Genomic DNA, 23,720 nt, shown 5'->3' with positions numbered 1-23,720 from the left:
ACCCGATTAAAGTGCTCTCATAAGGAGTTGACGTCAACCCTACGGGGGCATATCGCCGCACGAGCCGGTGACAAAGGATACTTAATATGCTCCACTGTGCCTCGCGTACCACCTGTCGGAACCGTCGTTCGACGGGCCGGGGACGGAGGAGAGCACATGAGAAGAGTCGGTGCCATCGCAACCTGGACCAGTGCCGCGCTACTGCTGCTCACCGCCTGCGGCGGCGGTGGGGCAGGCAGCGCGGACAGCGCCGGCGGGCCGGTGAAGGTCGGCGTGCTGACCTCGCTGAGCGGCGCGGCCGCCGCGCACTACGCGGACACGGAGAGCGGAGTGAAGGCCCGGTTCGCGGCCTACAAGGCGGCCGGCGGCAAGTGCGCCGCACGCGGCTTCGACGTGGTCATGGCCGACGACCAGTCCACCCCGCAGGGCGCGCTCACCGCGGCCCAGCGCCTGGTGCAGCAGGAGAACGTGTACGCGGTGCTGCCGGTGAGCACCTACTTCTACGGCGCCGGCCAGTACGCCGGCACCCAGGCCGCCTCCACCCCGTTCCTCGGCGGCGCGTTCGACGGCGGCGAGCAGTGGTTCGACCCGAAGTACGGCAACCTCTTCCCGGCGATGTCCGGCACCGACTACGACCGCGCCGCGACCACCCTCGGCACGTACTGGAAGAAGCTCGGCGGCACCAAGGTCGCCGTGGTCGCCTACAACACGCCGAGCTCCGCCAAGGCGGCCGAGGGGGCCGCGGTCTCGGCCGAACACGCCGGACTGGCCCGGGGCTACGTCAACGAGCGCGTTCCGTTCGGCAGCGGTGACGTCGGCCCGATCGTCCTCGGCATCAAGAAGTCCGGCGCCGACGTGCTCTACGCCCCGGTGATCCCCGAGACCGGCTTCGCGCTCGCCACCGGCCTGCGCCGGGCCGGGGTGAAGATGAAGTCGATCCTGCTGGCCACCGGCTACGGAGCGGACCTGCTGAAGTCGCCGCCCACCCTGAAGGCGGCGCAGGGCGTGGGCTTCATGACCTCCTACGCGCCGGTGGAGACGGACGCGAAGGCGACCGCCGCCTGGTCGGCGGCGCTCAAGCAGTACGCCAAGTCCGCCTCCGGCATCCCCTCCTTCTCCCAGGCGGTCGGCTGGATCAGCGCGGACCTGCTGCTGCACGGGCTGGAGAAGGCCGGCTGCACCGCGAGCCGCAAGCAGCTGATGGCCGCGCTGCGCACCGACGACAGCTGGACCGCCGGCGGACTGTTCCCGCAGCCCGCCGACTTCGCGCACAAGGGCACCTACTCGGTCGGCGGCCCCGGCGACTGCACCTTCGTCTCCGTCCTCAAGGGCGCGACGTTCGTGCCGGACCCGGCGGCCTCGCCGGCCTGCGGCGAGCAGATATCCGGCGTGAAGGTCAGCGTCAAGTAGCGGCCGGGCGGCACGCGGCTCAGCGTGCCGCCCAGCTGACCGTCTTCGTCTGGAGGTACTCGTCCAGGCCGAACTCGCCCCATTCCCGACCGAGTCCGCTCTGCTTGTACCCGCCGAACGCGGCCCGGGGGATCACCCCGGGACTGCTCGCGTTCAGGGCGACCGCGCCGGTCCGGATACGGGACGCCATCTCGTACGCGGCCACGGTGTCGGCGCTCCAGACGGCGCCGGCGAGGCCGTACGGGCTGTCGTTGGCGATCCGCACCGCCTCCTCGTCGTCGGCGAACGGGATGACGACGCCGACCGGGCCGAAGAACTCCGTGCGGGCGATGGTCATGGAGTTGTCGACGTCGGTGAAGAGGGTCGGCTCGACGAAGTAGCCGCGGTCCAGACCGGCGGGCCGGCCGCCGCCGCAGACGAGCCGGGCCCCCTCCTCCTCGCCGGTGCGGATCAGCTTCTCGACCTTGCCCCGCTGCGCCTCGCTGATCAGCGGGCCCATGGTGGTCGCCGGGTCGGCCGGGTCGCCGACCCTCACCCGCGCGAGGGCCGCGGTCAGCCGCGCGACCAGTTCGTCGTGGACGGACTCGTGCACCAGCGTGCGGGTCAGCAGCGAACAGCCCTGTCCGGCATGGGCGGTGATGCCCATGAGCGCGGCGCGGACCGCGCCGTCGAGGTCGCCGTCGGCGCGGACGATGTTGGCCGACTTGCCGCCGAGTTCGAGGACGACCTTCTTCAGCGAGGCCGCGGCCTGGGCGTAGACCATGCGGCCGACCGTGTCGGAGCCGGTGAAGCTCACCAGGTCCACCATGGGGTGGGTGGTCAGCGCCCGGCCCGCCTCCACGTCACCGGTCACGATGTTCAGCACGCCCGGCGGCAGCCCGGCCGCGTCCGCGAAGTCGCCGATCAGCAGGGATTCCAGGGGTGTGGTGGGCGCCGGTTTCAGTACGGCGGTGCAGCCGGCCGCGAGGGCCGGGACCACCTTCATCATGCTGAGGAAGAACGGGAAGTTGTAGGCGGAGATCAGCGCGCACACCCCGAACGCCTCACGGCGCAGCACTCCTTGGAAGATGCCGGTGCCCGGCGTGATCGTCGGGTCCATCGGGCGCTCCCAGGCGAACGTGGGGATCACCCGCTCGGCCATGTCCCGCAGATGCGTCACCGGGACCCGGGTCTGCAGGGTCTCGGCCAGGGAGCGGACCGAGCCCGCCTCCGCCATGTTGACGGCGACGAGTTCGGGCAGCCGGCGCTCCATCTCCTCGGCCATCCGCAGCAGGACGCCGGCCCGCTCCATGGGCCGCATCCGCGGCCACGGCCCCTCGTCGAAGGCGCGCCGGGCCGCCCGGACGGCCTCGTCGACGTCGGCCGGTGCGGAGCCGGGGACCTCCGCGATCGTCTCCTCCGTCGCGGGATTGCGGACCGGTACCGGCGTGTCCGACCGGCCGTCGGTGCGGCGCCCGTCGATGTAGAGCTGCGCGGAGAACGCGTACGCCGTCGTCATGTCGGTCTCCTGGTCGTCTGCGGTGGTATCCAGACCTGGTCAGTTGAGTGTACTGAATTTGCCCATCGCGGGAAGAGGGCTGCCTGGTTCCCTCTGTCAGCAAGGCGTCAGGATTCTGGAAGGAAATCGCCTGCTCATTCCGTATGCTGAATCATTGACTGGACCGATCGGTACAGCTAACTTCGGCAGCACCAGCGGGTTGGATTTCTGCGACGAACGACGAGGTTCGAAAGAGGTACCGCCTGTGTTCAAGGAATTTGTCGTCTCCGGCGACTCCCACATCATCGAGCCGGTCGATCTCTTCAAGACCCGGCTGCCGAAGCAGCTGCGCGACCGCGCCCTGTGGGAAGAGGAGTTCACCCTCGACGAGCCGATCGTCGACGGCGGGCACACCGAGTTCAAGAAGCTGCACACCATCGGGTTCGACGGCTGGACCATCTCCAAGTACCGGCAGACCGGCGGGGAGACCCCGGACGGCGACCCGGAGCACATCATCCGGGACATGAACTTCGACGGCGTCGACGCCTCGGTGATGTTCCCGAATCTCTCGCTGTTCGTCCTGTTCACGGACGACCACGAGCTCTCCATGGCCCACGCCCGGGTGTGGAACGACTACCTGGTCGAGCGGTACCTGCCGTACAAGGACCGGCTGCGGCCGACGGCCGCGATCCCGCTCACGGACGTGCCCGAGGCGGTCGCGGAGATCGAGCGGGTGGCACGGCTGGGGATCGGCGCGCTCCTCCTCCCGGAGATACCGCCGCTGCCGTACTACTCGCGGGAGTACGACCCGGTCTGGGCGGCCGCGCAGGCGCACGGCCTGCCGGTCTTCATCCACGTGGCGACCGGCGGGGTGAAGGTCAGGGAGCAGGTGTCCGAGACCGCGCTCACCGTCCGCGGCCTGATGACGGCCATGAACATGGGCAAGGGCAACCTGACCGACGACATGGTGGCCGGCCGCACCATGGGCAGCGCGGTCGGCTCGGCCGTGGCCGGCCCGCAGGGCATCATCGCCAGCCTCGTCGGCGGCGGGGTGTGCGAGCGCTTCCCCGACCTGCACTTCAACCTGATCGAGTACACGGCCGGCTGGCTGGTCTCCTTCATGGGCTACATGGACAAGGCGTGGAAGACCGGCACCGGCCAGGACCCCGACTGGTGGCTCGGCTTCTGGGACGACAGCCGCGGGCCCAAGGAGCAGCCCTCGATGGGACGCCTGTTCGCGGTCAACGACAAGTGGCCCTACCCGCTCAAGCCCACCGAGTACGTCCGGCGCCAGATCCACGTCCAGTTCGCGGACGACCCGACGGCCGTCAAGGCCCGCCACATCACGGGCCTGTCGACGGTGATGTGGGGCAACGACTACCCGCACGCCGAGGGCACCTTCCGCAGCAGCGAGGAGTGCATCGCCGAGAACTTCGAGGGCGTGGGCGCCGAGGACCGCGCCGCGATCCTCGGCGGCACCCTCGCGAAGGTCGTCGGCTTCGACAGCAGCCGCAAGCTGGCGCCGGTGCCCGAGGGCGCCTGACGGCTCGGTCCGGACGACCTGCCGGGCCGGCTCCACGTCCGCCCCGGAGCGCACGCCGCCTCGGGGCGGACGCGTCGCCGCCCGCTCAGACCGGGTCCGGCAATGCCCCGATCAGCGCCAGGGCGGCCCGGGCGTACGCGGCGCGGCGGCCGCGGCTCACCATGAAGCTCGGCGCGGCGAAGTAGCCGACGTCGCGGGGGAGCGAGCCGGCGCGGCGGGCCAGGGCGTCCTTCGCGTCGGCGGTCGTACCGCAGACGGCGATCCGGGTGAGCATGTCGTCGGTGACGGCCCGGACCATGGCGTCGGTGTCACCCACCCGGAACGCGTCGCGCAACCGGGCCACGGGCTCCTCCCAGCCGTGGTGGGCGACGAAGGGGTCGTACGTCCGGACCGTCAGGTAGAAGGCGATCATGCGCCGGGCGTCGGCGATCGCGCGTTCGGGCGCGTGGTCGTCGACCGCCGTGATGATCCAGCCGTGTTCCAGCGGACGCGTACCCGCCGGGTCGCCGTCGCCGTCGCCGTCACCCGCGCCCCGAGCCACCGCGGGCCGTACCACGTCGTTCCACCAGGAACCGGTGAACAGCCCGTGCCCGACGACCCCGTCGGCCACCCGGCCGGCGGTGGCCGCCATGCGGGCGTTGAACGCGGCGAGCAGGACCGGGATGTCCAGCCGGCCGAGCACGGGGGCCCGGACGTCGGCGTCGAGATCGTGGAACTCGCCGGCGTACCGGACCCGTTCGCCGTTCTCCGCGTGCAGCCAGGCCCGTACGGCGCCGACGGTGTCGGCGATCCGGGCCACCGGCCGTTCCGCGGGCACGCCCAGCCAGTCCCGGTTGATCCGGAACGCCGCGCTGCCCAGCCCGAGGAAGAGCCGGCCCGGCGCCTGGGCGTGCAGCTGGCGCAGGGCGGTGGCGTGGGCGTAGGGAGTGCGGGCGAAGGCGTAGGCGATGGCCGGGCCCGCCAGCGCGCGCTCGGTGTTCGCGACGATGTCGGCCACCGTGAGGTAGGCGTCGTGGTCGGCGAACTCCCCGGCGCAGAAGGCCTCGACGCCGGCCTGCTCCGCCTCCCGTCCGACGTCCCGGCCGGGCCAGGGCATACCGAAGCGCATGACAGCCTCCCGTTGATCACCTCGAAATGGCAGAGCTGTAAAAAAGTACACTTATTTAGGTGCAGGTGGGAAGCCTCACCGCAGTGTCCACTTCCCCCTGGGCACCGTCGCGCGGTCGACCTCGGCCTTCCCGATCGGGTTGCCGAGCTGGGTGTACGACAGCCCGGTGCGCAGGGCCTGGGTGCGGGTCGAGTCGAGGGACTCCCAGATCGCGCGGACGGTGCCCTGGATCGCGGCCGGCGGCTTCGCCGCGATGATCCGGGCGATCCCGTCGGCCCTGTCCCACAGTTCCTCGCGCGGCAACACCTCGCTGACCAGGCCGATCTGCAGCGCCCGGGCGGCCGACACGCGTTCGTCCAGGCCGAGCAGGGCGATCCGCAACGCCTCCCCGAGGGGGATGCGCCGGGCCAGGCCGATGGGTTCCAGGGCCGCCGTCAGCCCGTAGCTGACGTGCGGGTCGAAGAACGTGGCCTCCTCCGAGCAGATCAGGATGTCGGCCTCGTTGAGCCAGTAGAAGGCGCCGCCCGCGGCCATCCCGTGCACCGCGCAGACCAGCGGTTTCCACACCTGGTTGAGCTTCGGCGAGAGGAACTCGCCGGGGTCCGTCTGCGACCAGACGTTGGGGTGGCGGTCGATGCCCTCCTTCACGTCCATCCCGGTGCAGAACGCCCGGTCACCGGCCCCGCGCAGCACGACGACGCGCACGTCGTCGTCGTGCTTGACGGTGTCCCAGAGGGCGGCGAACTCCTCCATCATCCGCTGGTTGAAGCCGTTCATCGCCTCCGGGCGGTTGAGGGTGACGGTGGCGACATGGTCGGTCACCTCGAACAGGACGGTCTCGAGTTCCATCCGGCAGCTCCGTTCTCGACGCGATCGAGGAAAGTAGTATACTTTTCTCTGGTTACTCGGCGCCGCGGGTTCGGCGCCACGAGAGCCGCGGAGGACACTGCGATGAGGCCACGCGTGGGTCAGATGCTCGCCAGTACGGTCGACACGACGGCGGTGATCGTCGTCCGGTGCCCGGACGGGGAAGTGGAGATCGGCTGCGGCGGAGCCGCCATGGTCGAGGGTGACGGGAAGGGTGCGGGAGCCGCCGCCGGTACCCCGGAGCCCGGCCTGAGCGGCGGCGCGCTGCTCGGGAAGCGGTACGCCGACGACGAACTCGGTGTGGAACTCCTGTGCACCAAGCCCGGACCGGGCACCCTGACGGTCAACGGCGTCCCGCTGCCGATGAAGTCCGCCAAGCCGCTCCCGGCCTCGGACTGAGGGGCGGGGGCCCGTGAACATATCGATGCTCCTGGACATGGCCGCCGAGGGCTTCGGCGACCGGGTCGTCGTCGGACGCGCGGACGACGGCCTGACCGCCGCACGGCTGCGTGAACTGGCCGCGGGCGGCGCCGGGTCGATCCGCGCCGCCGAAGCCGACGCGATCGTCTACCTCGCGGTCAACGGCCCTGCCCTGCCCGCCGCACTGTTCGCGGCGGCCCGCGCCGGAGTCCCCCTGGTCCCGGTCAACTACCGCCTCGGCGACGCCCAGCTCGACGCCCTGCTGGCGAACCACCCCCGCGCGCTGGGCATCGCCGACCCGGCGCACGACGCGGCACTGCGGCGCGCGGGACTGCCGGTCCTCAGCCCCGCCGAGTGGCTCGACCGGGCGGCCGGGCGGACGGCCCCGCAGGCCGACGCCGACGCCGACCCGGTGGTCCCCGGCGCCCCGGCCGTCCTGATCTACACGAGCGGCACCACCGCCGCGCCCAAGGGCGTCGTCCTGCGCCACCACAACCTGGTGTCGTACGTGCTCGGCACCGTGGAGTTCGCCGGAGCCGGCCCCGACGAGGCGGCGCTGGTGAGCGTCCCGCCGTACCACATCGCCGCCGTGTCGAACGTGCTGACGAACCTGTACGCGGGGCGCCGGGCCCTCACCCTGGAGCAGTTCACCCCGGAGGGCTGGCTCGACCTGGTACGGCGGCAGCGGATCACCAACGCGATGGTCGTCCCGACGATGCTCGCCCGCATCATGGACACGGACGGGCTCGACCGGTCGGTGCCCTCGCTGCGCGCGCTCGCCTACGGCGGGGCCCGGATGCCGGTCCGGGTCGTGGAGACCGCGCTGCGGGCCTGGCCGCACGTGGACTTCGTGAACGCCTACGGGCTCACCGAGACCTCCTCCACCATCACCGTCCTGGGCCCGCGGGAGCACCGTACGGCCGTCGCCAGCGACGACCCCGCGGTACGGGCCCGGCTGGGCTCGGCCGGACTGCCGGTGCCGGGCGTCGAACTGGAGGTCCGCGACCCGTCCGGCGCGGTGGCGGCCCCCGGCGAGAGCGGGCAGATCTGGGTGCGCGGCGAGCAGGTCTCGGGGGAGTACGCGGGAGGCGGCTCCGCCGTAGACGAGCGAGGGTTCTTCCACACCCGCGACCGGGGCCGCCTCGACCACGACGGCTACCTCCACATCGAGGGCCGGGCCGACGACACGATCATCCGCGGCGCCGAGAACATCGCGCCCGCCGAGATCGAGGACGTCCTGCTCGGCCACCCGGACGTGCTCGACGCGGTCGTCGTCGGCCTGCCCGACGAGGAGTGGGGCCAGCGCATCGAGGCGGTGGTCGTCCTGCGCGACGGGGTGAGCGTCGACCCGGAGACCCTGCGGGCCCAGGTGCGCGCCACGCTGCGCGGCTCCAAGACCCCGGAACGCATCACGCGCTGGCCCGAACTGCCCCGCACCCCCACCGGCAAGCTGATCCGGCGCGACATCGTCGAGGCGCTGACCGCCGGGAACCGGACGGGGGCCGGCGCATGAGCGTCCTCGCCGACAGCCCGGACCTGACCGCCGAACTCGCGCGGCGCACGGCCGTCGCCCTGCGCGGCTGGGCGCCCGAGGCCACGGTGGAGTCGGTCGAGCCGCTGGCCGGCGGCACGTCGAGCCTCACCTACGTGGCCACGCTGGCGGGTGCCCCCGCCGGCCACGAGCGCGTCGTCCTCAAGGTGGCCCCGCCCGGCCTGGAACCGGTCCGCAACCGGGACGTCCTGCGCCAGGCGCGGCTCATGCAGGTGCTGTCCGGGGTGCCCGGCGTCCGCGTGCCGAAGGTGCTGTTCACCGACAAGGGCGCCCCGACGGCCCAACAGCCCTTCGTGGCGATGGAGTTGGTGCCCGGACAGTGCGTGGAGCCGGTGCTCGTGCCGCGCGGTACCGTGCCGGCCGCGCAGGTACGGGCCCGTGCGCTCGACGCGGCCCGGATGCTGGCCCGCCTGCACCGCGCGGATCCCAAGCGGACGGCCCTGGCGGTGGAGCCCGTCGTCACCCCCGGCGCCGAGATCGACCGCTGGGCGCGTGCGTTCACCACCGTCCCCGAGGATCTGCGGGCCGGCTGCGAGGCCGTCGAGGCACGGCTGCGGGCGACCGTGCCCGCCGCGATGATGCCGGTGTTCACCCACGGGGACTACCGGCTCGGCAACACCTTGTGCGACGCCGACCGGGTGAACGCGGTCATCGACTGGGAGATCTGGTCGCTCGGCGACCCCCGGGTCGACATCACCTGGCTGACCTTCTTCACGGACGAGGCCCACCACCCGGCGTCCGTCTCCGACGAGCCGACGGGGATGCCGGGGAAGGCCGAACTCCTCGACGCGTACCAGGAGGCGCGCGGTGAGCCGCTGCGTGACATGGCCTGGTTCGAGGCGCTGACGAAGTACAAGGAGGCGGCGGCGACGGCGCTGCTGATCAAACGGGGGCGGAAGGCGGGGCGGGTGACCGACATGCATCGGCGGATGGGTCCTGCGTTGCCCGTGCTGTTGGCGGAGGCGACCGGGCTGCTTCGGTAGTCGGTCGGCTGCGGGTGGGTGGGGGCCGGTCGCGCAGTTCCCCGCGCCCCTGAAGGGGCGCACTGCAATGCCCCTTCTTTTGGGAGCGCGGGGAACTGCGCGAGCAACCCCCACCCACCCGCACTGTTCAGTACAGGCCGCCGTCCACCCGGATCAGTGACCCCGTCGTGTAACTCGACGCGTCGCTCGCCAGGTACAGCGCCGTGCTGATGATCTCCTCCGGCCGCCCCGGCCTGCCCGCCGCGCTGCGCGCGGTCTGTCGCTTCTCCTCGGTCCACGCCTTGGAGATGTCCGTCAGGAACGGCCCCGCCGAGATCGTGTTGACGCGCACCGTGGGGCCGTACTCCAGGGCGAAGACGGTCGTCAGGGCGTTGAGCGCGGCCTTGGCACCGGCGTAGGGGCCGAACCGCGGCTGGGGGAAGAGCGCCCCGGAGGACGAGATGTTGATGATCGAGCCGCCGTCGCCCTCGGCCATCCGCTCTCCGATCAGCGAGGCGAGCCGGAACGGGCCCTTGAAGTTGACGCCGATCACCTTGTCGAAGAGTTCCTCGCCGGTCCCCGCCGAGGAGGGGGCCAGCGGGGACATCCCGGCGTTGTTGACGAGGACGTCGACGTGACCGAACTCCTCGTACGCGAGGTCCGCGAGGCGGCCGAGGTCGTCCCAGTGGCCGACGTGCGCGGCGACCGGCAGCGCGCGCCGGCCGAGGGCGCGGACCTCCTCCGCGACCGTCTCGCAGGCCTCGGGCTTGCGGCTCGCGATCACCACGTCCGCGCCCGCGGTCGCGAAGGCCCGCACCATCTCCCGGCCCAGCCCCCGGCTGCCGCCGGTGACGAGCGCGACCTTCCCGGACAGGTCGAACAGGTCCGCCGGGGCGATGGACTTGGCGTCGCGGCCGCCCGCGTCGCGTTCGCCGGTCACGCGTCCACCCGGCCGCTGAGCCCGTCGTCCTCGATGATGTGGGCGTAGCGCTTGCGCGCCGCCTCCAGCTTCGGCGGGATGTGCTCGCTGGGGAACAGCCCCTCGGCCGGCCGGTGGTTCCTGAGGACCTGCTTGGCGATCGTGGTGCGGTGCACCTCGGTCGGGCCGTCGGCCAGGGCCAGGTTCGGGGCGGCCATCCACCACTTGGCGAGCGGGAGTTCGCCCGTGGTGCCGAGCGAGCCGTGCAGGTGCACCGCCCGCTGGACGATGTCGTGCAGCACCTTCGCCGTCTGCACCTTGCACATCGCGATCTGGGTGCGGGCGGCACCGTGCGGCTGGGTGTCGATGATCCAGGCGGTGTGCAGCACCAGCAGCCGGAACTGCTGCAGCTCCACCCAGGAGTCCGCGATGAACTGCTGCACCGCCTGCTTGTCGGCCAGCAGGGTGCCCTGGGTACGACGGGACAGCGCCCGCTCGCACATCATGTCGAAGGCGCGTGTGCACTTGCCCACGGTCCGCATCGCGTGGTGCACCCGACCGCCGCCGAGCCGGGCCTGGGCGACCGCGAAGCCCTCGCCGGGGCCGCCGAGCATGGCGTCGAGCGGCACGCGGACCTGGTGGTAGCGGATGTAGGCGTGGATGCCCTCGTCGAGGTTCTCCCGCTCGTCCATGGTGCCGACGTTGCGCTTGATCTCGATGCCGGGCGTCCCGGACGGCACGATGAACATCGACATGCGCCGGTGCGGGGGCGCGTCCGGGTCGGTGACGGCCATGACGATGAGGAAGGCCGCGTACCGGGCGTTGGAGGAGAACCACTTCTCCCCGTCGATCACCCACTCTCCCGCACTCTCGGCTCCGCTCGACCGGGAGGTGCCCCCATCGTCCCGCCAGGCGCGGCACGTGAACTCCTTGGGGTCGGCGCCCGCCTGCGGCTCGGTCATCGAGAAGGTGGAGACGATCTCGCCGTCCAGCAGCGGCTGCAGATAGTCGGCCTTCTGCCGCTCGGTGCCGAACATCGCGAGGATCTCGGCGTTCCCGGTGTCGGGAGCGGCGGTGCCGAAGACCGTCGGTGCCCAGTAGGAGCGGCCGAGTATCTCGTTGAGCAGGGCGAGCCTCACCTGGCCGTAGCCGGGGCCGCCCAGTTCGGGGCCGAGGTGGCAGGCCCACAGGCCCTGCTCCCGGACCTGTTCCTGCAACGGCCTGAGGATCGCGCGGGCCTTCTCGTTGCCGGTGTCGTACGGGTCGCCGCCGTGCGGGAACAGGAGGTCGAGGGGCTCGACCTCCTCGCGGACGAAGGCGGCCGCCCAGTCGAGCTTGGCCTGGAAGTCAGGTTCGATCGTGAAATCCAGCATGCCGAAAACAGTATACTTTTTGGCGCCCTCGGTCCATACTCGAAGCGGCGAGAGGCTGATTGGGTATGCGCAATAGCGAGGATCGGGAGGTCTGGTCGGATGCAGAGGCCGATGGAGGGCGTGCGGGTGCTCGAAGTCGCGCAGTTCACCTTCGTCCCGGCGGCGGGTGCCGTGCTGGCCGACTGGGGTGCTGACGTGATCAAGATCGAGCACGCCGAACACGGCGACGCCCAGCGCGGGCTGGTGCGGGTGCTCGGTTACGAGGCGGCCAGCGAGGGGTCGTCCTTCTTCCCGATCATGGAGGGGCCCAACCGGGGCAAGCGCAGCGTCGGCCTCGCCCTGGAGAAGCCCGCGGCGCGGCCCGTGCTCGAGGAACTGATCCGCTCCAGCGACGTGTTCCTCACCAACTTCCTGCCCGACGCGCGCAAGAGGCTGCGGATCGAGCTGGAGGACGTCCGGGCGGTCAACCCCGACATCATCTACGTCCGGGGAAGCGGCTTCGGCACCCGCGGCGAGGAGGCCGGCAAGGGCGGCTACGACAGCACGGCCTTCTGGGCGCGCGGGGGCAGCGCCGCCGGTGTCACCCCGCCCGGCGCCGACCGCATGACCCGGATGCCGGCCGGTGCCTACGGCGACTCGATGGGCGGCATGACCATCGCCGGCGGCATCGCCGCCGCCCTCTACTCCCGGGCCACCACCGGCGAACCCTCCGTCGTGGACGTGTCCCTGATCGGGGTGGGCGCCTGGGCGACCCAGTTCACCGTCAACCTCGCGCTGCTGACCGGCGGCCCGCTCCCGGTGAAGACCCAGCCCCGCTACGGCTCGGCCACCAACCCGCTCATCGGCGCCTATCCCACCGCCGACGGCCGCTGGATCGAACTGTCCATGCTGCAACCGGGCCGCTACTGGGCCGAGTTCTGCAAACTGGCCGGCCGCGAGGAGCTCGGCACCGACGAACGGTTCGACAGCACCGAGAAGCTGATGGCGAACGCGGCCGAGGCCGCCGGGATCGTCGCCGGTCTGATCGCCTCCCGGCCCTACGCGCAGTGGGTGGAGATCCTCTCCCGGGGCGAGGGGCAGTGGTCGGCCGTGCAGAACTCCTGGGAGGTGGGCCAGGATCCCGCCCTGCGGGCCAACGGTCTCATCGCGCCCGTGGTGGACGCCGACGGCGTCGACCGTGAACTGGTCGCCAGCCCCGTCCAGTTCGACGAGACCCCGGCCGTCCTCACCCGGGCACCGCAGTTCGCGGAACACACCGACGAGGTCCTGCGCTCGCTCGGCCTCGGCGACGACGAGCTCATCGCGCTCAAGATCGACGGCGCGGCGACGTGACGGACGTACGACGAAAGGAGCCGTGATGGGGACGACGCTCGACGAGTCCGAGGGAACGTACGAGGGCCTGCCCGCCTACCACTTCGACAACCGGCTCGGCGGCCCCGTCCTCAGCCACCAGGAGCGCTGGGACGAGATGGCCGGCACCCACGGCGGGTTCCGCAGCACCGTCGCGCGCGGCTTCTGGGTCGTCACGGACGGCCCGGCCGTGCAGCAGGCACTCCAGGACTGGCGGACCTTCTCCAACAAGTCGGTGACGGCACTCGAACCGGACCCGAAGTTCCTGTGGATACCCGAGATGCTGGACCCGCCCGCCCACAGCGTGTGGCGGCGCCTGCTCGGCCGCTACTTCTCCCCGGGCGCGGTCGCCGCCCGCGAACCTGAGGTCCGCCGGACCGCCGCGGAACTGATCGACAGGCTCCGGGAACTCGACGGCGCCGACGTGCTCGACGAGTTCGCACGCCGCTTCCCGACCCTGATCTTCATGCGTCTGATGGGCCTGCCGGAGGAGGACCTGCCCACCTTCCTCGCCTGGACCCGCGAGCTGCTGCACCTCTCGCACGCCGAGGACCCGGAGGGCGCCCGGCAGCTGACCGCCATGCGGGAGGTGTCGGCGTACTTCGACGAGCAGATCGCCCTGCGCCGCAGGACCCCCCTGGACGACCTGCTCTCGCACGCCATGGCCTGGGAGATCGACGGCGAGCCCATCGACGACCGGGACATGCACGCCTTCTGCGTCCTGATGTTCCAGGCCGGCTTCGACACCGTGCCCATCTCGATCGGCTGGGCGCTGTACCACTTCGCCACGCACCCGGAGCAGCGCGCCGAGGTCCTCGCCGACCCCTCGCTGATCCCGACCGCGGTCGAGGAGATCCTGCGCGTCTACTCGTTCGTCGTCCCGGCCCGCAAGGCGACCCGGGACGTCGAGGTCGGCGGCTGCCCGGTCCGCGCGGGCGAGATGGTGATGCTCCCGCTCGCCGTCACCAACCGCGACCCCGGACGGTACGAGAACCCGCTGGAGGTGGACCTGCACCGCACGGCCACCAACCACATCGCGTTCGGCTCGGGACCGCACCGCTGCCTCGGCTCGCACCTGGCCCGCCTGGAGCTGAACGTGGCGGTCGAGGAGTGGCACCGGCGCATCCCCGACTACCGGGTCACCGCCGGCCAGGAGCTGTGGCAGCACGGCAACATGTACGGCATCAAGTCGCTCCGGCTGGAGTGGTGAGGCACCGGCCATGACACACCCTTTGCGAGCGGCGGACCTCTACCACACCGGGATCGTCGTCGACGACGTGGAGGCCTGGAAGGCCCGGATGAGCGAGGTCGCCGGGTACCGGTGGACCGAGACCATGTCCGCCGAGCTGCCGGTGCGGCTGGCGGACGGCGACCGGGTGCTGAACCTCCGCTACACCTACTCCCTGGACGCCCCGCACATCGAACTCGTCCAGGAGATCCCCGGCACCCCGTGGACGGCGGCCGCACAGACCGCCACCCACCACCTCGGCTACTTCTGCGACGACCTGACGGCCACGTCGAAACGGCTGGCCGACGCGGGCTTCGCCCGGGAGGCCTGCGCGCTGGTCGACGGCGAACCGTCGGTCTTCGCCTACCACCTGGCCCCCTCCGGCATCCGCGTCGAGATCGTGGACCGCACCCGGATCCCCGACCTCGCCGCCTATCTGCGGTCGAAGACACCCCGGTGACGGCCGACGCGACCGCCACGGCGGCGGCCGGGGACGGGGACGGGGACGGGGACGGGAAGGACATGACAGCGGCCTTCACCGAGGAGCACGAGCAACTCCGCGCCACCCTGCGCCGCTTCCTCGCGGACAAGGCACCCAGCGAGGCCGTGCGCCGTTCGATGGAGTCCGCGGACGGACACGATCCGCTGCTCTGGCGGCGGATGGCGGGCGAACTCGGCCTGCTCGGACTGGCGTTGCCCGAGGAGTACGGCGGCTTCGGCGGCGGCCCCGTCGAACTGGGCCTGGTCCTGGAGGAACTGGGCCGGGCCCTGCTGCCCTCCCCGTACTTCGCGACCGTGGCCCTGGCCGGCCAGGCCCTCGCCGTCAGCGGCGACGAGACGGCCAGGGCACGCTGGCTGCCCGCCGTCGCCGACGGGTCGCTGACCGGCACGCTGGCGCTCGCCGAGGAGAGCGGATCGTGGCACGTCGAGGACGTGCGGGCCGAGGCCGTGCCCGACAGCGACAGCGACGGCGCCGGCCACCGGGTGACCGGCACGAAGATGTTCGTCGTCGACGGCCACAGCGCCGACCTCGTCCTGGTCGTGGCCCGCGCGGCCGGCGGACCCCGGCTGTTCGCCGTGGAGGGCACGGCGCCCGGAGTGACCCGCACCCGGCTGGAGACGCTCGACCCGACCCGGCGCCTGGCCCGGATCGACCTCGACGGCGCCCCGGCACTGCCGGTCGGCCCGGCGGGCCCGGCCGCCACCGCGTATCTGCGCCGGGTGACCGACCTCGCGCTGGTGGCGCTGGCCGCCGAACAGGCCGGCGGAGCCCAGGCGTGCCTGGACGCGGCCGTGGCGTACGCCAAGGTCCGGGTGCAGTTCGGGCGGCCCATCGGCTCCTTCCAGGCGGTCAAGCACAAGTGCGCCGACACGCTGGTGAAGGTCGAGGCGGCCCGGTCGGCGGTCTACCATGCGCTGTCCGTGGCGGCGGCGGACCCGCCGCGGTCGGGTGAGCAGAGCGGGTCGCCGCTGTCGACGGCCGCCGCGGTCGCCGCCGTCTGCTGCGCGGACGCCCACACCCACGCGGCCAAGGAGAACATCCAGATCCACGGCGGCATCGGCTACACGTGGGAGCACGACGCCCACCTCCATCTGAAACGCGCGAAGTCCTCCGAGCAGCTTCTCGGCAGCCCGGCGGCGCACCGCCGGCGGCTGGCCGGGCTGGTCGGGATCTCCGCGCCCGAGGCGACGAAAGGCCGATCACGTGGGAATCCGTGACCGTCTGTCCCGGCTGCTCGGCGAAGCCGCCGCCGACGCCCAGGCGATCGAGTACGACGGCGAGTGGTGGACCTGGGGACAGGTCCGCGCGACCGCGGGGGCCGTCACGGCGCTCCTCGACGAGGCGGGCCTGCCGCCCGGCGGCCGGGTCGGCGTCGTCCTGGAGAACCGCCCCGAGCACGTCGCCGTGGTCGCCGCGGTGATCGCCTCCGGACGCTGCCTGGTGATGCTGAGCCCGCTGCAGCCGGCCGAGCGGCTCGCGGCCGACGTCGAGCGCTGTGCGCCGCCCGTCGTGGTCGCCGGTGCCGAACCGCTGGCCCGCGCGGGCGTGTCGGCCGCGGTGACCGCCCACGGCGCGGCGCTCGAACTCGGCCCGGACGGCACCGTGCGGCCCGTCGGCGGCAGCGCCCCCGCCGACGCCCCGGCCAACCCCGACGTCGCCGTGGAGATGCTCACCTCCGGCACCACCGGCCCACCGAAACGGATCCACCTGCGCATCGCCCAGCTCGACCACGCGCTGGTCTCCGGCGGCCAGACCCCCAAGCCGGAGCGCCTGCTGTCGGCGTCGGCCTCGCTCGTGTCCAGCCCGCTCGTGCACATCGGCGGCCTGTGGCGGGCGCTCGCCTGCCTCGCGACCGGCCGCCGCATGCTGCTGATGCCCAAGTTCGCCGTCGAACCCTGGGCCGCCGCGGTGGAACGGCACCGGCTGCGGGCGGCGAGCCTGGTCCCGGCCGCGATCCGCGCCGTGCTCGACGCCGGGGTGCCCAAGGAGCGGCTGGCGAGCCTCCAGGTCGTCACCTCCGGCACCGCGCCCTGCCCGGCCGAACTGGCCGACGCGTTCCACCGTACGTACGGCGTGCCCGTCCTGATGACCTACGGGGCGACCGAGTTCGCCGGGGCGGTGGCCGGCTGGACGCTGCCGCTGCACGAACGCTGGTGGCGGCGGAAGGCGGGCAGCGCCGGGCGCGCCTTCGACGGCGTCGCACTCCGGGTGACCGGTGAGGACGGCACCGAGCTGCCCGTCGGGCGGACGGGCCGCCTGGAGGTCAGGACCGAGCAGAGCACCCACGGCGGCCGGGTGTGGGTGCGCACCAGCGACCTCGCCCGGATCGACGCCGACCGATTCGTCTGGATCGAGGGGCGCGCCGACGACGCGATCATCCGCGGCGGTTTCAAGGTGCAGCCGGAGACGGTCGCCCGCGTCCTGGAGTCGCACCCGGCCGTACGGGAGGCGGCCGTGGCCGGACTGCCGGACGCGCGGCTCGGCGAGGTACCGGTCGCGGCGGTCGAGACCGAGCCGGACCGGCCCGCCCCGGACCCCGCCGAACTCGCCGCCCTGTGCCGCGGCCGGCTCACCCCCTACGAGGTGCCCGCGCACATCGTCGTCCTCGGCGCACTGCCCCGGACCCCCTCGGGCAAGGTCAGCCGGGTGGAGCTGCTGGGACTGGTCAGGGACCGGCTGGGACTGAAGGAGGAACGGCGATGACCGACACCGAGGAGCGGTTCGGCGTCCTGACCGACGAGGCGGTCGAGCGCTCCCGGCGCCGCCTCGGCATCCCCCAGCCGCAGCGCAACCCGCCGCACAACCACGAGGTGACCTGGGACGGCGCCCGCCACTTCGCCTACGGCTACGGCGACGACAACCCCCTGTACTGCGATCCCGGGTACGCGGCCGGCACCCGCTGGGGTGACCTGATCGCACCGCCCACCTTCCTGTACACGATGGGCGAGGACGCCGCTCCGCCGCCCGACGCCGAGACCAGGGCGCTGCTCAGGGGCGACCCCTTCGCCGGGCTCGGCTCCTACCAGGCGGTGATGGAGTTCGAGTGGTGGCGTCCGCTGCGCCGGGGCGACCGCTGCCGGGTGCTGCAGACCCAGGTGGGCGTGACCCTCAAGCCCAGCCGCTTCGGCGGCCGTACCGCCCACGTCGTCAACGACTACCTCTACGCCAACGGACGCGGCGAGCTGCACGCGCTGCGCCGGGGCACCTGGATCAACGCCGAACGGCACACCTCGAAGCAGCGGGCAACGGAACAGCTCGTCCAACAGCCCTACGGTCCAGCCGAGTTGGCGGAGATCGACGCCGCCTACGCGGCCGAGACCCGGCGTGGCGCCGAGCCCCGGTACTGGGAGGACGTCGAGATCGGCGAGGAGCTCCAGCCCCGGGTGAAGGGGCCGCTGACCACCACCGACGTGGTGGTGTGGCACCTGGGCTGGGGCATGCAGCTCACCCCGCCCGGCGCGTTCGGGATCGCCGCGCGGGTCCGGCGCAAGGCGCCCGGCCTCTACCCGCCGAACCCGCTGAACGTCCCCGACACCGTGCAGCGCCTGCACTGGGAACCGGAGCGGGCCCGGGAACTGGGCCTGCCGGCCCCCTACGACTACGGCGGCATGCGCGAGACCTGGCTGTGCCATCTGCTCACCGACTGGATCGGCGACGACGGCTGGCTGTGGAAACTCCGGTGTGAGCACCGCAGGTTCAACTACCTCGGCGACACCACCTGGGTGCGCGGCACGGTCGTAGCCAAACGCCTCGCGGACGGGCGCGCCGAGGTCGACGTCGAGGTGCGCTGCGAGAACCAGCGGGGCGAGGTCACCACGCCGGGCACGGCCGTCGTCCTGCTGCCCACCCGAGACCGGGCCGTCGAACTCCCCGCGCCGCCCGCGGCGGACCTCGACGGCATGGTCGCCCATGAACTGACCCGATTCGCCGTGACCGGCGACCATTCAAGGAGGTAGGCGTGTCCGACGAGGTACTGGTGGAGCGCCGCGGCGCGGTGCAGCTCATCACGGTCAACCGCCCGGCGGTGAAGAACGCGTTGGACGCCGCGGTGGCCGAGGGGGTGGCGGCCGCGGTCGACGAACTGGACGAGTCGGACGAGCTGCGGGTCGGCGTGCTCACCGGCGCGGGCGGCACGTTCTCGGCGGGCATGGACCTCAAGGCATGGCTGCGCGGCGAGACCCCCGCGATCGAGGGCCGCGGCCTGTGCGGGATCAGCATGACGCCGCCGCGCAAGCCGCTGATCGCCGCCGTCGAGGGCTGGGCCCTGGCGGGCGGCTTCGAACTGCTGCTGGCCTGCGACCTCGTCGTCGCCGCCCGCACCGCCCGGCTCGGCGTGCCCGAGGTGACCCGCGCGCTGGTCGCCCGCGCGGGCGCCGCGCTCCATCTGCCGCGCCGCATCCCGTACGCGATCGCCCTCGAACTGCTGCTGACTGGCCGGCCGATCGACGCCGAACGCGCCGCCTCGTACGGCCTCGTCAACCGGCTCACCGACGAGGGCGGCGCACTGGAGGGCGCCCTCGAACTCGCGGCCACCATCGCCGCGAACGGCCCGCTCGCGGTCGCGGCCACGAAACAGATCGCCCGCTCCACCGCCGACTGGACCCTCGACGAGGCCTGGGGCAAGCAGTTCGACATCGCCGAGCCGGTCTTCCAGTCCGAGGACGCCAGGGAAGGCGCCGCCGCCTTCGCGGAGAAACGCCACCCGACCTGGAAGGGCCGCTGAGGATGACGCCCGGGGCGGGGATCACCGGCGGGGCCGGGGCCACCGGCGGGGCTGGGATCACCGGCGGGGCCTGGACCGCTGGCCGGGAGGAGGACGTCGGCCGGGAGGAGGACGCTGGCCGGGACGAGGACGCCGGCTGGGAGGAGGACGCTGGCCGGGAGGAGGACGCTGGCCGGGACGAGGACGTCGGCCGGGAGGGGGACGCCAGCCGGCACGATGACGTCGGCCGGAGCAAGCGCACCAGCCGTGCCGGGGACGACAGCCGTGCCGAGGGCGCCGACCGTTTCGGGGATGCCGACCCTGGCGGGGATGCCGGCCGTGCCGGGGATGCCGACCGTGCCGCAAGGGCGGCCGGCGTTTTCGGGCCGCTTGCCGGGTGTCGGGTTGTGGAGCTCGGCGGTATCGGGCCGGGGCCGTTCGCCGGGATGTTTCTCGCGGATCTGGGGGCGGAGGTCGTGCGGGTGGACCGGCCCGGGCGGGAGGGGGACGCGGACGCGGGCGGACCGGCGGCCGTGCTGGACCGGGGCAAGCGGTCGGTCGTACTGGACCTGAAGCAACCGGCCGCGATCGACGCGCTGCTGGGCCTCGTCGAGCGCGCGGACGTGCTGATCGAGGGGTTCCGGCCCGGTGTCACGGAGCGGCTGGGCATCGGACCGCACGCCTGCCTGGCCCGCAACCCCCGCCTGGTCTACGGCCGGATGACCGGCTGGGGCCAGGACGGGCCGCTGGCCGCCGCGGCCGGACACGACATCACCTACATCGCGCTGACCGGCGCGCTCGGCGCCATCGGTGAGGCGGGCGGCCCGCCGCGGATCCCGCTGAACCTCGTCGGCGACTTCGGGGGCGGCGGCTGCTACCTCGTGATCGGGGTACTGGCCGCCCTGCACGCCGTCGGCCGCACCGGCGCCGGCCAGGTCGTCGACGCGGCCATCGTCGACGGCACCGCCCACCTGCTCGCCAGCACCTTCGCCAAACTCGCCCGCGACGAGTGGCGCGACGAGCGGGGCGTCAACCGGTTCGACGGCGGCTGGCCCTTCTACGCCGTGTACGGGACGAAGGACGGCCGCCATGTCGCCGTCGGCGCGCTGGAACCCAAGTTCTACCGAAGTCTCGTGGAGATGCTCGACCTCGGTGTGGACCCGGACCGGCAGCACGACCGCACGGTTTGGCCCGAGCTGCGGAAGCTCCTGGCGAAGCGCTTCGCGGAGCGCACCCGGGACGAGTGGGCGGCGCTGTTCGAGGGCACCGACGCCTGCGTGGCGCCCGTGCTGAGCCTGACCGAGGCGGCGGATCACCCTCAACTGGCCGCCCGCACAAGCCTGTTCACCCGCGACGGCGTGCTCCAGCCCGCCGCGGCCCCCCGTTTCTCGGCGACCCCCGCCCGCCCCGGCCCGACGGCACCGGCCGTCGGCGCCGACACCCGCGCCGTGTTCCGCGACTGGGGCGTGGCGTTCCCCGGCTGACCCGGGAACCCGATGCCCCGACGACCAGACCTAGGAGTTGTCATGCGAGACGCCGTCATCGTCGACGCCGTACGCACCCCGATCGGCAAGCGCAACGGCTCGCTGGCACCGGTGCACGCGGCGGACCTGTCGGCCGAGGTGCTCAAGGCGCTGGTGCGGCGCACCGGCATCGACCCCGGCACCGTGGACGACGTGGTCTGGGGCTGTGTCACCCAGATCGGCGACCAGTCCAGCAACGTCGGCCGGTTCGCGGTGCTCGCCGCGGGCTGGCCCGAGCACGTCCCGGCCGTCACGGTCAACCGGGCCTGCGGATCCAGCCAGCAGGCCGTCGACCAGGCCGCGCACGCCGTCATGGCCGGCCAGTACGACCTGGTGGTCGCGGGCGGCGTCGAGACCATGAGCAGGGTGCCGCTCGGCTCGCACCGCACGACCGGGCAGCCGTACGGTCCCGCCGCCATCGCCCGTTACGGAGGTGCCGAGTTCAGCCAGGGCCTGGGCGCCGAACTGATCGCCGAACGGTACGGGTTCAGCCGGGCCCGTCTCGACGCGTTCGCCTCCGAGTCGCACGCGAAGGCCGCCGCGGCGATCGACGCGGGCGTCTTCGACGACCACCTCGTGCCGATCGACGTCGAGGGAACCAAGTTCGGTACGGACGAAGGGCTGCGGCGGGGCACCTCGCCCGGGACACTGGCCCGGCTCAAGCCGTCGTTCCAGGAGGACGGTGTGATCCACGCCGGCAACTCCTCCCAGATCTCCGACGGGGCCGCCGCCCTCCTCGTCACCACCCCGGAGCGGGCCCGCGACCTCGGCCTGACCCCGATCGCCCGCTACCACAGCGGAGCGGTCAGCGGCGCCGACCCGATCACGATGCTCCTCGGCCCGGTCCCCGCCACCGAGAAGGTGCTGCGCCGCTCCGGGCTCTCCCTGGACGACATCGGCGCCTACGAGGTCAACGAGGCCTTCGCACCGGTGCCGTTGGCGTGGCTCGCCGAGACCGGCGCCGACCCGGAGCGGCTCAACCCGCTCGGCGGGGCGATCGCCGTCGGCCATCCGCTCGGCGGCTCCGGCGCCATCCTGATGACCCGGCTGCTGGCCCGGATGCGCCGCGAGAACCTCCGCTACGGCCTCCAGACCATGTGCGAGGGCGGCGGCACGGCCAACGCGACCATCGTCGAGCTGCTGTGACGACCCGCCCGCTGCCCCAACCCACGCTCGCCAGCGCCGAGTTCTGGGCCTCCGGCGCCGACGGCGTGCTCCGGATCCCGCACTGCGCCGACTGCGACCGGTACTTCCACCCGCCGCTGCCGGTGTGCCCGTCCTGCCGCGGCCGCTCGGTGGCCCTCGCCCCGGTCTCCGGCCGGGCGGTCGTGGTCGGCTTCAGCGTCAACCACCAGACCTGGCTGCCCGACTTCCCGCCGCCGTACGTCGTCGCGGTGGTCGCCCTCGCCGAGGACGACCGGGCCCGCCTGACCACCAACATCGTGGGCTGCGACCCTGACGAGGTGCGGGTCGGCCTGCGGGTCCGCGTCCGCTTCGAGCACCACGACGACGTGCATCTCCCGCTGTTCGAACCGGACCCGGGGGCCGAGGGCCCCGGGCCGCTGCCGCGGCCCCGCGAGGTACGGGCCCGTCCCATGGCCTCCCCGCGGAAGTACGAGGACCGGGTCGCCCTGACCGGTGTCGGCCAGTCGCGTGTGGGCCGCCGCCTGATGGTCGATCCGCTCTCCCTGACCGTCGACGCCTGCCTGGCCGCGGTCGCGGACGCGGGACTCGACCTCGACGAGATCGACGGGCTCTCCACCTACCCGGGGCCCGGCCCCGACGGCATGAGCGAGGGCGGTGTCACCGCCCTCACCGAAGCCCTCCAACTGCGCCCCACCTGGGTCAACGGCGCCCGTGAAGTGCCCGGCCAGATCGGCTCGATCACCGCCGGCATGCTCGCGGTCGCGGCCGGCCTCTGCCGGCACGTGCTCTGCTTCCGCACGGTGTGGGAGTCCTCCCACAGCGCCCTGGTGCGGGCCGGGCGCTGGCAGTCCGGCGGCGGCCCGGCCACCGGCATGTTCGAGTTCCGGGCCCCCTTCGGGGCGATGTCGGCCGCGCAGTGGATCGGCTGCCACGCCTCCCACTACCTGCACCGCTACGGCGTCGGCCGCGAGGCACTCGGCGCGATCGCGGTCACCGCGCGGACCAACGCCGGCCGTAACCCGGAGGCCCTGCACCGCGATCCGATGACCCTCGACGACTACTTCGACGCCCGGATGATCACGACCCCGTTCGGGCTCTACGACTGCGACGTGCCGTGCGACGGAGCGGTGGCCGTCGTCGTCTCCGCGATCGAGACGGCGTACGACCGCCCCCGGCCTCCGGTGCTGGTCGAGTCCGTCGGCACGGCGGTCCTAGAACGGCTCAGCTGGGACCAGGACACCCTGACCCATCTGCCACAGTCCCGCGGCCCCGCCGCGCACGTCTGGACCCGCACCGACCTCACCCCCGCGGACGTCGACGTGGCCCTGCTCTACGACGGGTTCACCTTCAACGCCCTGTCCTGGATGGAGGGCCTCGGCTTCTGCGGTCCCGGCGAGGCGACCGGCTTCATCGGCGACGGCAAGACCATCGCCCTCGACGGGCGGCTCCCGCTCAACCCGCACGGCGGCCAGCTCTCCGCCGGCCGCCTGCACGGCTACGGCTTCGTCCGCGAGGCCATGCTGCAACTGCGCGGGGACGCCCCGGGCCGCCAGGTCGAGGGCGCCCGCGTCGCGGTGGTCACGGCGGGCGGGGGAGTGCCGTCCGGAGCGATGCTGCTGCGGACGGCGGAGTAGGACC

At 72.8% G+C, this 23,720-nt stretch carries 19 protein-coding genes and 1 pseudogene; 15 read left to right on the top strand and 5 right to left on the bottom strand.

Annotation, left to right across the window (positions count from 1 at the left end; genetic code table 11):
- The first annotated feature begins 156 nt into the window (after positions 1 to 156).
- Complete coding sequence (locus tag ACIPSJ_RS50610) at positions 157 to 1,410, top strand: ABC transporter substrate-binding protein (RefSeq protein WP_401356956.1); 1,254 nt, start codon at positions 157 to 159, stop codon at positions 1,408 to 1,410.
- A 19-nt stretch (positions 1,411 to 1,429) separates the two neighbouring features.
- Here the strand turns inward: ACIPSJ_RS50610 and ACIPSJ_RS50605 are convergent, their stop codons facing one another.
- Entirely contained in the window at positions 1,430 to 2,908 is a 1,479-nt protein-coding gene (locus tag ACIPSJ_RS50605; RefSeq protein WP_401356953.1) for an aldehyde dehydrogenase family protein, read from the bottom strand.
- A gap of 244 nt (positions 2,909 to 3,152) precedes the next feature.
- On the opposite strand from ACIPSJ_RS50605, the gene ACIPSJ_RS50600 reads away from it, so the two are divergent.
- On the top strand, positions 3,153 to 4,430 hold the full coding sequence (locus tag ACIPSJ_RS50600) for an amidohydrolase family protein (RefSeq protein WP_401356951.1): 1,278 nt from the start codon (positions 3,153 to 3,155) through the stop codon (positions 4,428 to 4,430).
- An 85-nt stretch (positions 4,431 to 4,515) separates the two neighbouring features.
- On the opposite strand, the gene ACIPSJ_RS50595 is transcribed toward ACIPSJ_RS50600, so the two are convergent.
- Both ACIPSJ_RS50595 and ACIPSJ_RS50590 read right to left on the bottom strand, forming a co-directional pair.
- Positions 4,516 to 5,538 carry an LLM class flavin-dependent oxidoreductase gene (locus ACIPSJ_RS50595; protein WP_401356949.1) on the bottom strand — a complete coding sequence of 341 codons (1,023 nt, stop codon included), beginning with the start codon at positions 5,536 to 5,538 and terminating at the stop codon, positions 4,516 to 4,518.
- A 75-nt stretch (positions 5,539 to 5,613) separates the two neighbouring features.
- Positions 5,614 to 6,387 carry an enoyl-CoA hydratase/isomerase family protein gene (locus ACIPSJ_RS50590; RefSeq protein ID WP_401356947.1) on the bottom strand — a complete coding sequence of 258 codons (774 nt, stop codon included), beginning with the start codon at positions 6,385 to 6,387 and terminating at the stop codon, positions 5,614 to 5,616.
- Positions 6,388 to 6,489: 102 nt separating this feature from the next.
- On the opposite strand from ACIPSJ_RS50590, the gene ACIPSJ_RS50585 reads away from it, so the two are divergent.
- The 3 genes from ACIPSJ_RS50585 to ACIPSJ_RS50575 are packed head-to-tail and all read left to right on the top strand — an operon-like array spanning position 6,490 to position 9,360.
- Positions 6,490 to 6,804 carry a hypothetical protein gene (locus ACIPSJ_RS50585; RefSeq protein ID WP_359221822.1) on the top strand — a complete coding sequence of 105 codons (315 nt, stop codon included), beginning with the start codon at positions 6,490 to 6,492 and terminating at the stop codon, positions 6,802 to 6,804.
- 13 nt (positions 6,805 to 6,817) lie between these two features.
- Positions 6,818 to 8,338 (top strand): fatty acid--CoA ligase family protein, encoded by a 1,521-nt coding sequence (locus ACIPSJ_RS50580; protein WP_359221820.1) that lies wholly within the window; start codon positions 6,818 to 6,820, stop codon positions 8,336 to 8,338.
- The gene (locus ACIPSJ_RS50575) at positions 8,335 to 9,360 is read left to right on the top strand and encodes a phosphotransferase family protein (RefSeq protein WP_401356944.1); all 1,026 of its coding nucleotides are present in this window, start codon (positions 8,335 to 8,337) and stop codon (positions 9,358 to 9,360) included. The genes ACIPSJ_RS50580 and ACIPSJ_RS50575 overlap by 4 nt, the downstream gene beginning before the upstream one ends.
- Positions 9,361 to 9,487: 127 nt before the next feature.
- Here ACIPSJ_RS50575 and ACIPSJ_RS50570 read toward each other — a convergent pair whose 3' ends face one another.
- Positions 9,488 to 10,279, bottom strand: a complete 792-nt coding sequence (locus ACIPSJ_RS50570; protein WP_401356942.1) for an SDR family NAD(P)-dependent oxidoreductase — start codon at positions 10,277 to 10,279, stop codon at positions 9,488 to 9,490.
- Positions 10,276 to 11,631, bottom strand: coding sequence for an acyl-CoA dehydrogenase family protein (locus ACIPSJ_RS50565; RefSeq protein ID WP_359221816.1), 1,356 nt, complete (start codon positions 11,629 to 11,631; stop codon positions 10,276 to 10,278). The genes ACIPSJ_RS50570 and ACIPSJ_RS50565 overlap by 4 nt, the downstream gene beginning before the upstream one ends.
- Before the next feature lie 99 nt (positions 11,632 to 11,730).
- Between ACIPSJ_RS50565 and ACIPSJ_RS50560 the strand changes: the two genes are divergently transcribed.
- From ACIPSJ_RS50560 to ACIPSJ_RS50515, 10 genes and pseudogenes are all read left to right on the top strand, one after another.
- Positions 11,731 to 12,963, top strand: a complete 1,233-nt coding sequence (locus ACIPSJ_RS50560; RefSeq protein WP_401356939.1) for a CaiB/BaiF CoA transferase family protein — start codon at positions 11,731 to 11,733, stop codon at positions 12,961 to 12,963.
- A 25-nt stretch (positions 12,964 to 12,988) separates the two neighbouring features.
- Positions 12,989 to 14,191: a cytochrome P450 gene (locus tag ACIPSJ_RS50555; RefSeq protein ID WP_359221813.1), complete on the top strand. Its 1,203-nt coding sequence runs from the start codon at positions 12,989 to 12,991 to the stop codon at positions 14,189 to 14,191.
- Positions 14,192 to 14,201: 10 nt separating this feature from the next.
- The gene (locus tag ACIPSJ_RS50550; protein WP_401356936.1) at positions 14,202 to 14,669 is read left to right on the top strand and encodes a VOC family protein; all 468 of its coding nucleotides are present in this window, start codon (positions 14,202 to 14,204) and stop codon (positions 14,667 to 14,669) included.
- 62 nt (positions 14,670 to 14,731) lie between these two features.
- Positions 14,732 to 15,928 carry an acyl-CoA dehydrogenase family protein gene (locus ACIPSJ_RS50545; RefSeq protein ID WP_401356986.1) on the top strand — a complete coding sequence of 399 codons (1,197 nt, stop codon included), beginning with the start codon at positions 14,732 to 14,734 and terminating at the stop codon, positions 15,926 to 15,928.
- A complete protein-coding gene (locus ACIPSJ_RS50540) occupies positions 15,915 to 17,414 on the top strand; it encodes a class I adenylate-forming enzyme family protein (protein WP_401356934.1) in 1,500 nt (499 codons plus the stop codon). Before ACIPSJ_RS50545 ends, ACIPSJ_RS50540 begins: the two co-directional genes overlap by 14 nt.
- Entirely contained in the window at positions 17,411 to 18,667 is a 1,257-nt protein-coding gene (locus ACIPSJ_RS50535) for a MaoC family dehydratase N-terminal domain-containing protein (protein ID WP_401356931.1), read from the top strand. Before ACIPSJ_RS50540 ends, ACIPSJ_RS50535 begins: the two co-directional genes overlap by 4 nt.
- A gap of 2 nt (positions 18,668 to 18,669) precedes the next feature.
- The gene (locus ACIPSJ_RS50530; protein WP_401356928.1) at positions 18,670 to 19,434 is read left to right on the top strand and encodes a crotonase/enoyl-CoA hydratase family protein; all 765 of its coding nucleotides are present in this window, start codon (positions 18,670 to 18,672) and stop codon (positions 19,432 to 19,434) included.
- 362 nt (positions 19,435 to 19,796) lie between these two features.
- A pseudogene (locus tag ACIPSJ_RS50525) lies at positions 19,797 to 20,897 on the top strand (CaiB/BaiF CoA transferase family protein); the annotation flags it as partial.
- 42 nt (positions 20,898 to 20,939) lie between these two features.
- Positions 20,940 to 22,082, top strand: coding sequence for a thiolase family protein (locus tag ACIPSJ_RS50520; RefSeq protein ID WP_359221808.1), 1,143 nt, complete (start codon positions 20,940 to 20,942; stop codon positions 22,080 to 22,082).
- Entirely contained in the window at positions 22,079 to 23,716 is a 1,638-nt protein-coding gene (locus ACIPSJ_RS50515) for a thiolase C-terminal domain-containing protein (protein ID WP_401356925.1), read from the top strand. The genes ACIPSJ_RS50520 and ACIPSJ_RS50515 overlap by 4 nt, the downstream gene beginning before the upstream one ends.
- Positions 23,717 to 23,720: the final 4 nt, after the last annotated feature.

Origin of the sequence: Streptomyces sp. NPDC090088 (assembly GCF_044747345.1) — a bacterium.
Lineage (GTDB): Bacteria > Actinomycetota > Actinomycetes > Streptomycetales > Streptomycetaceae > Streptomyces.
Note: the sequence above shows the minus strand (reverse complement) of the source record. Positions and strands in the feature narration are given on the sequence as shown.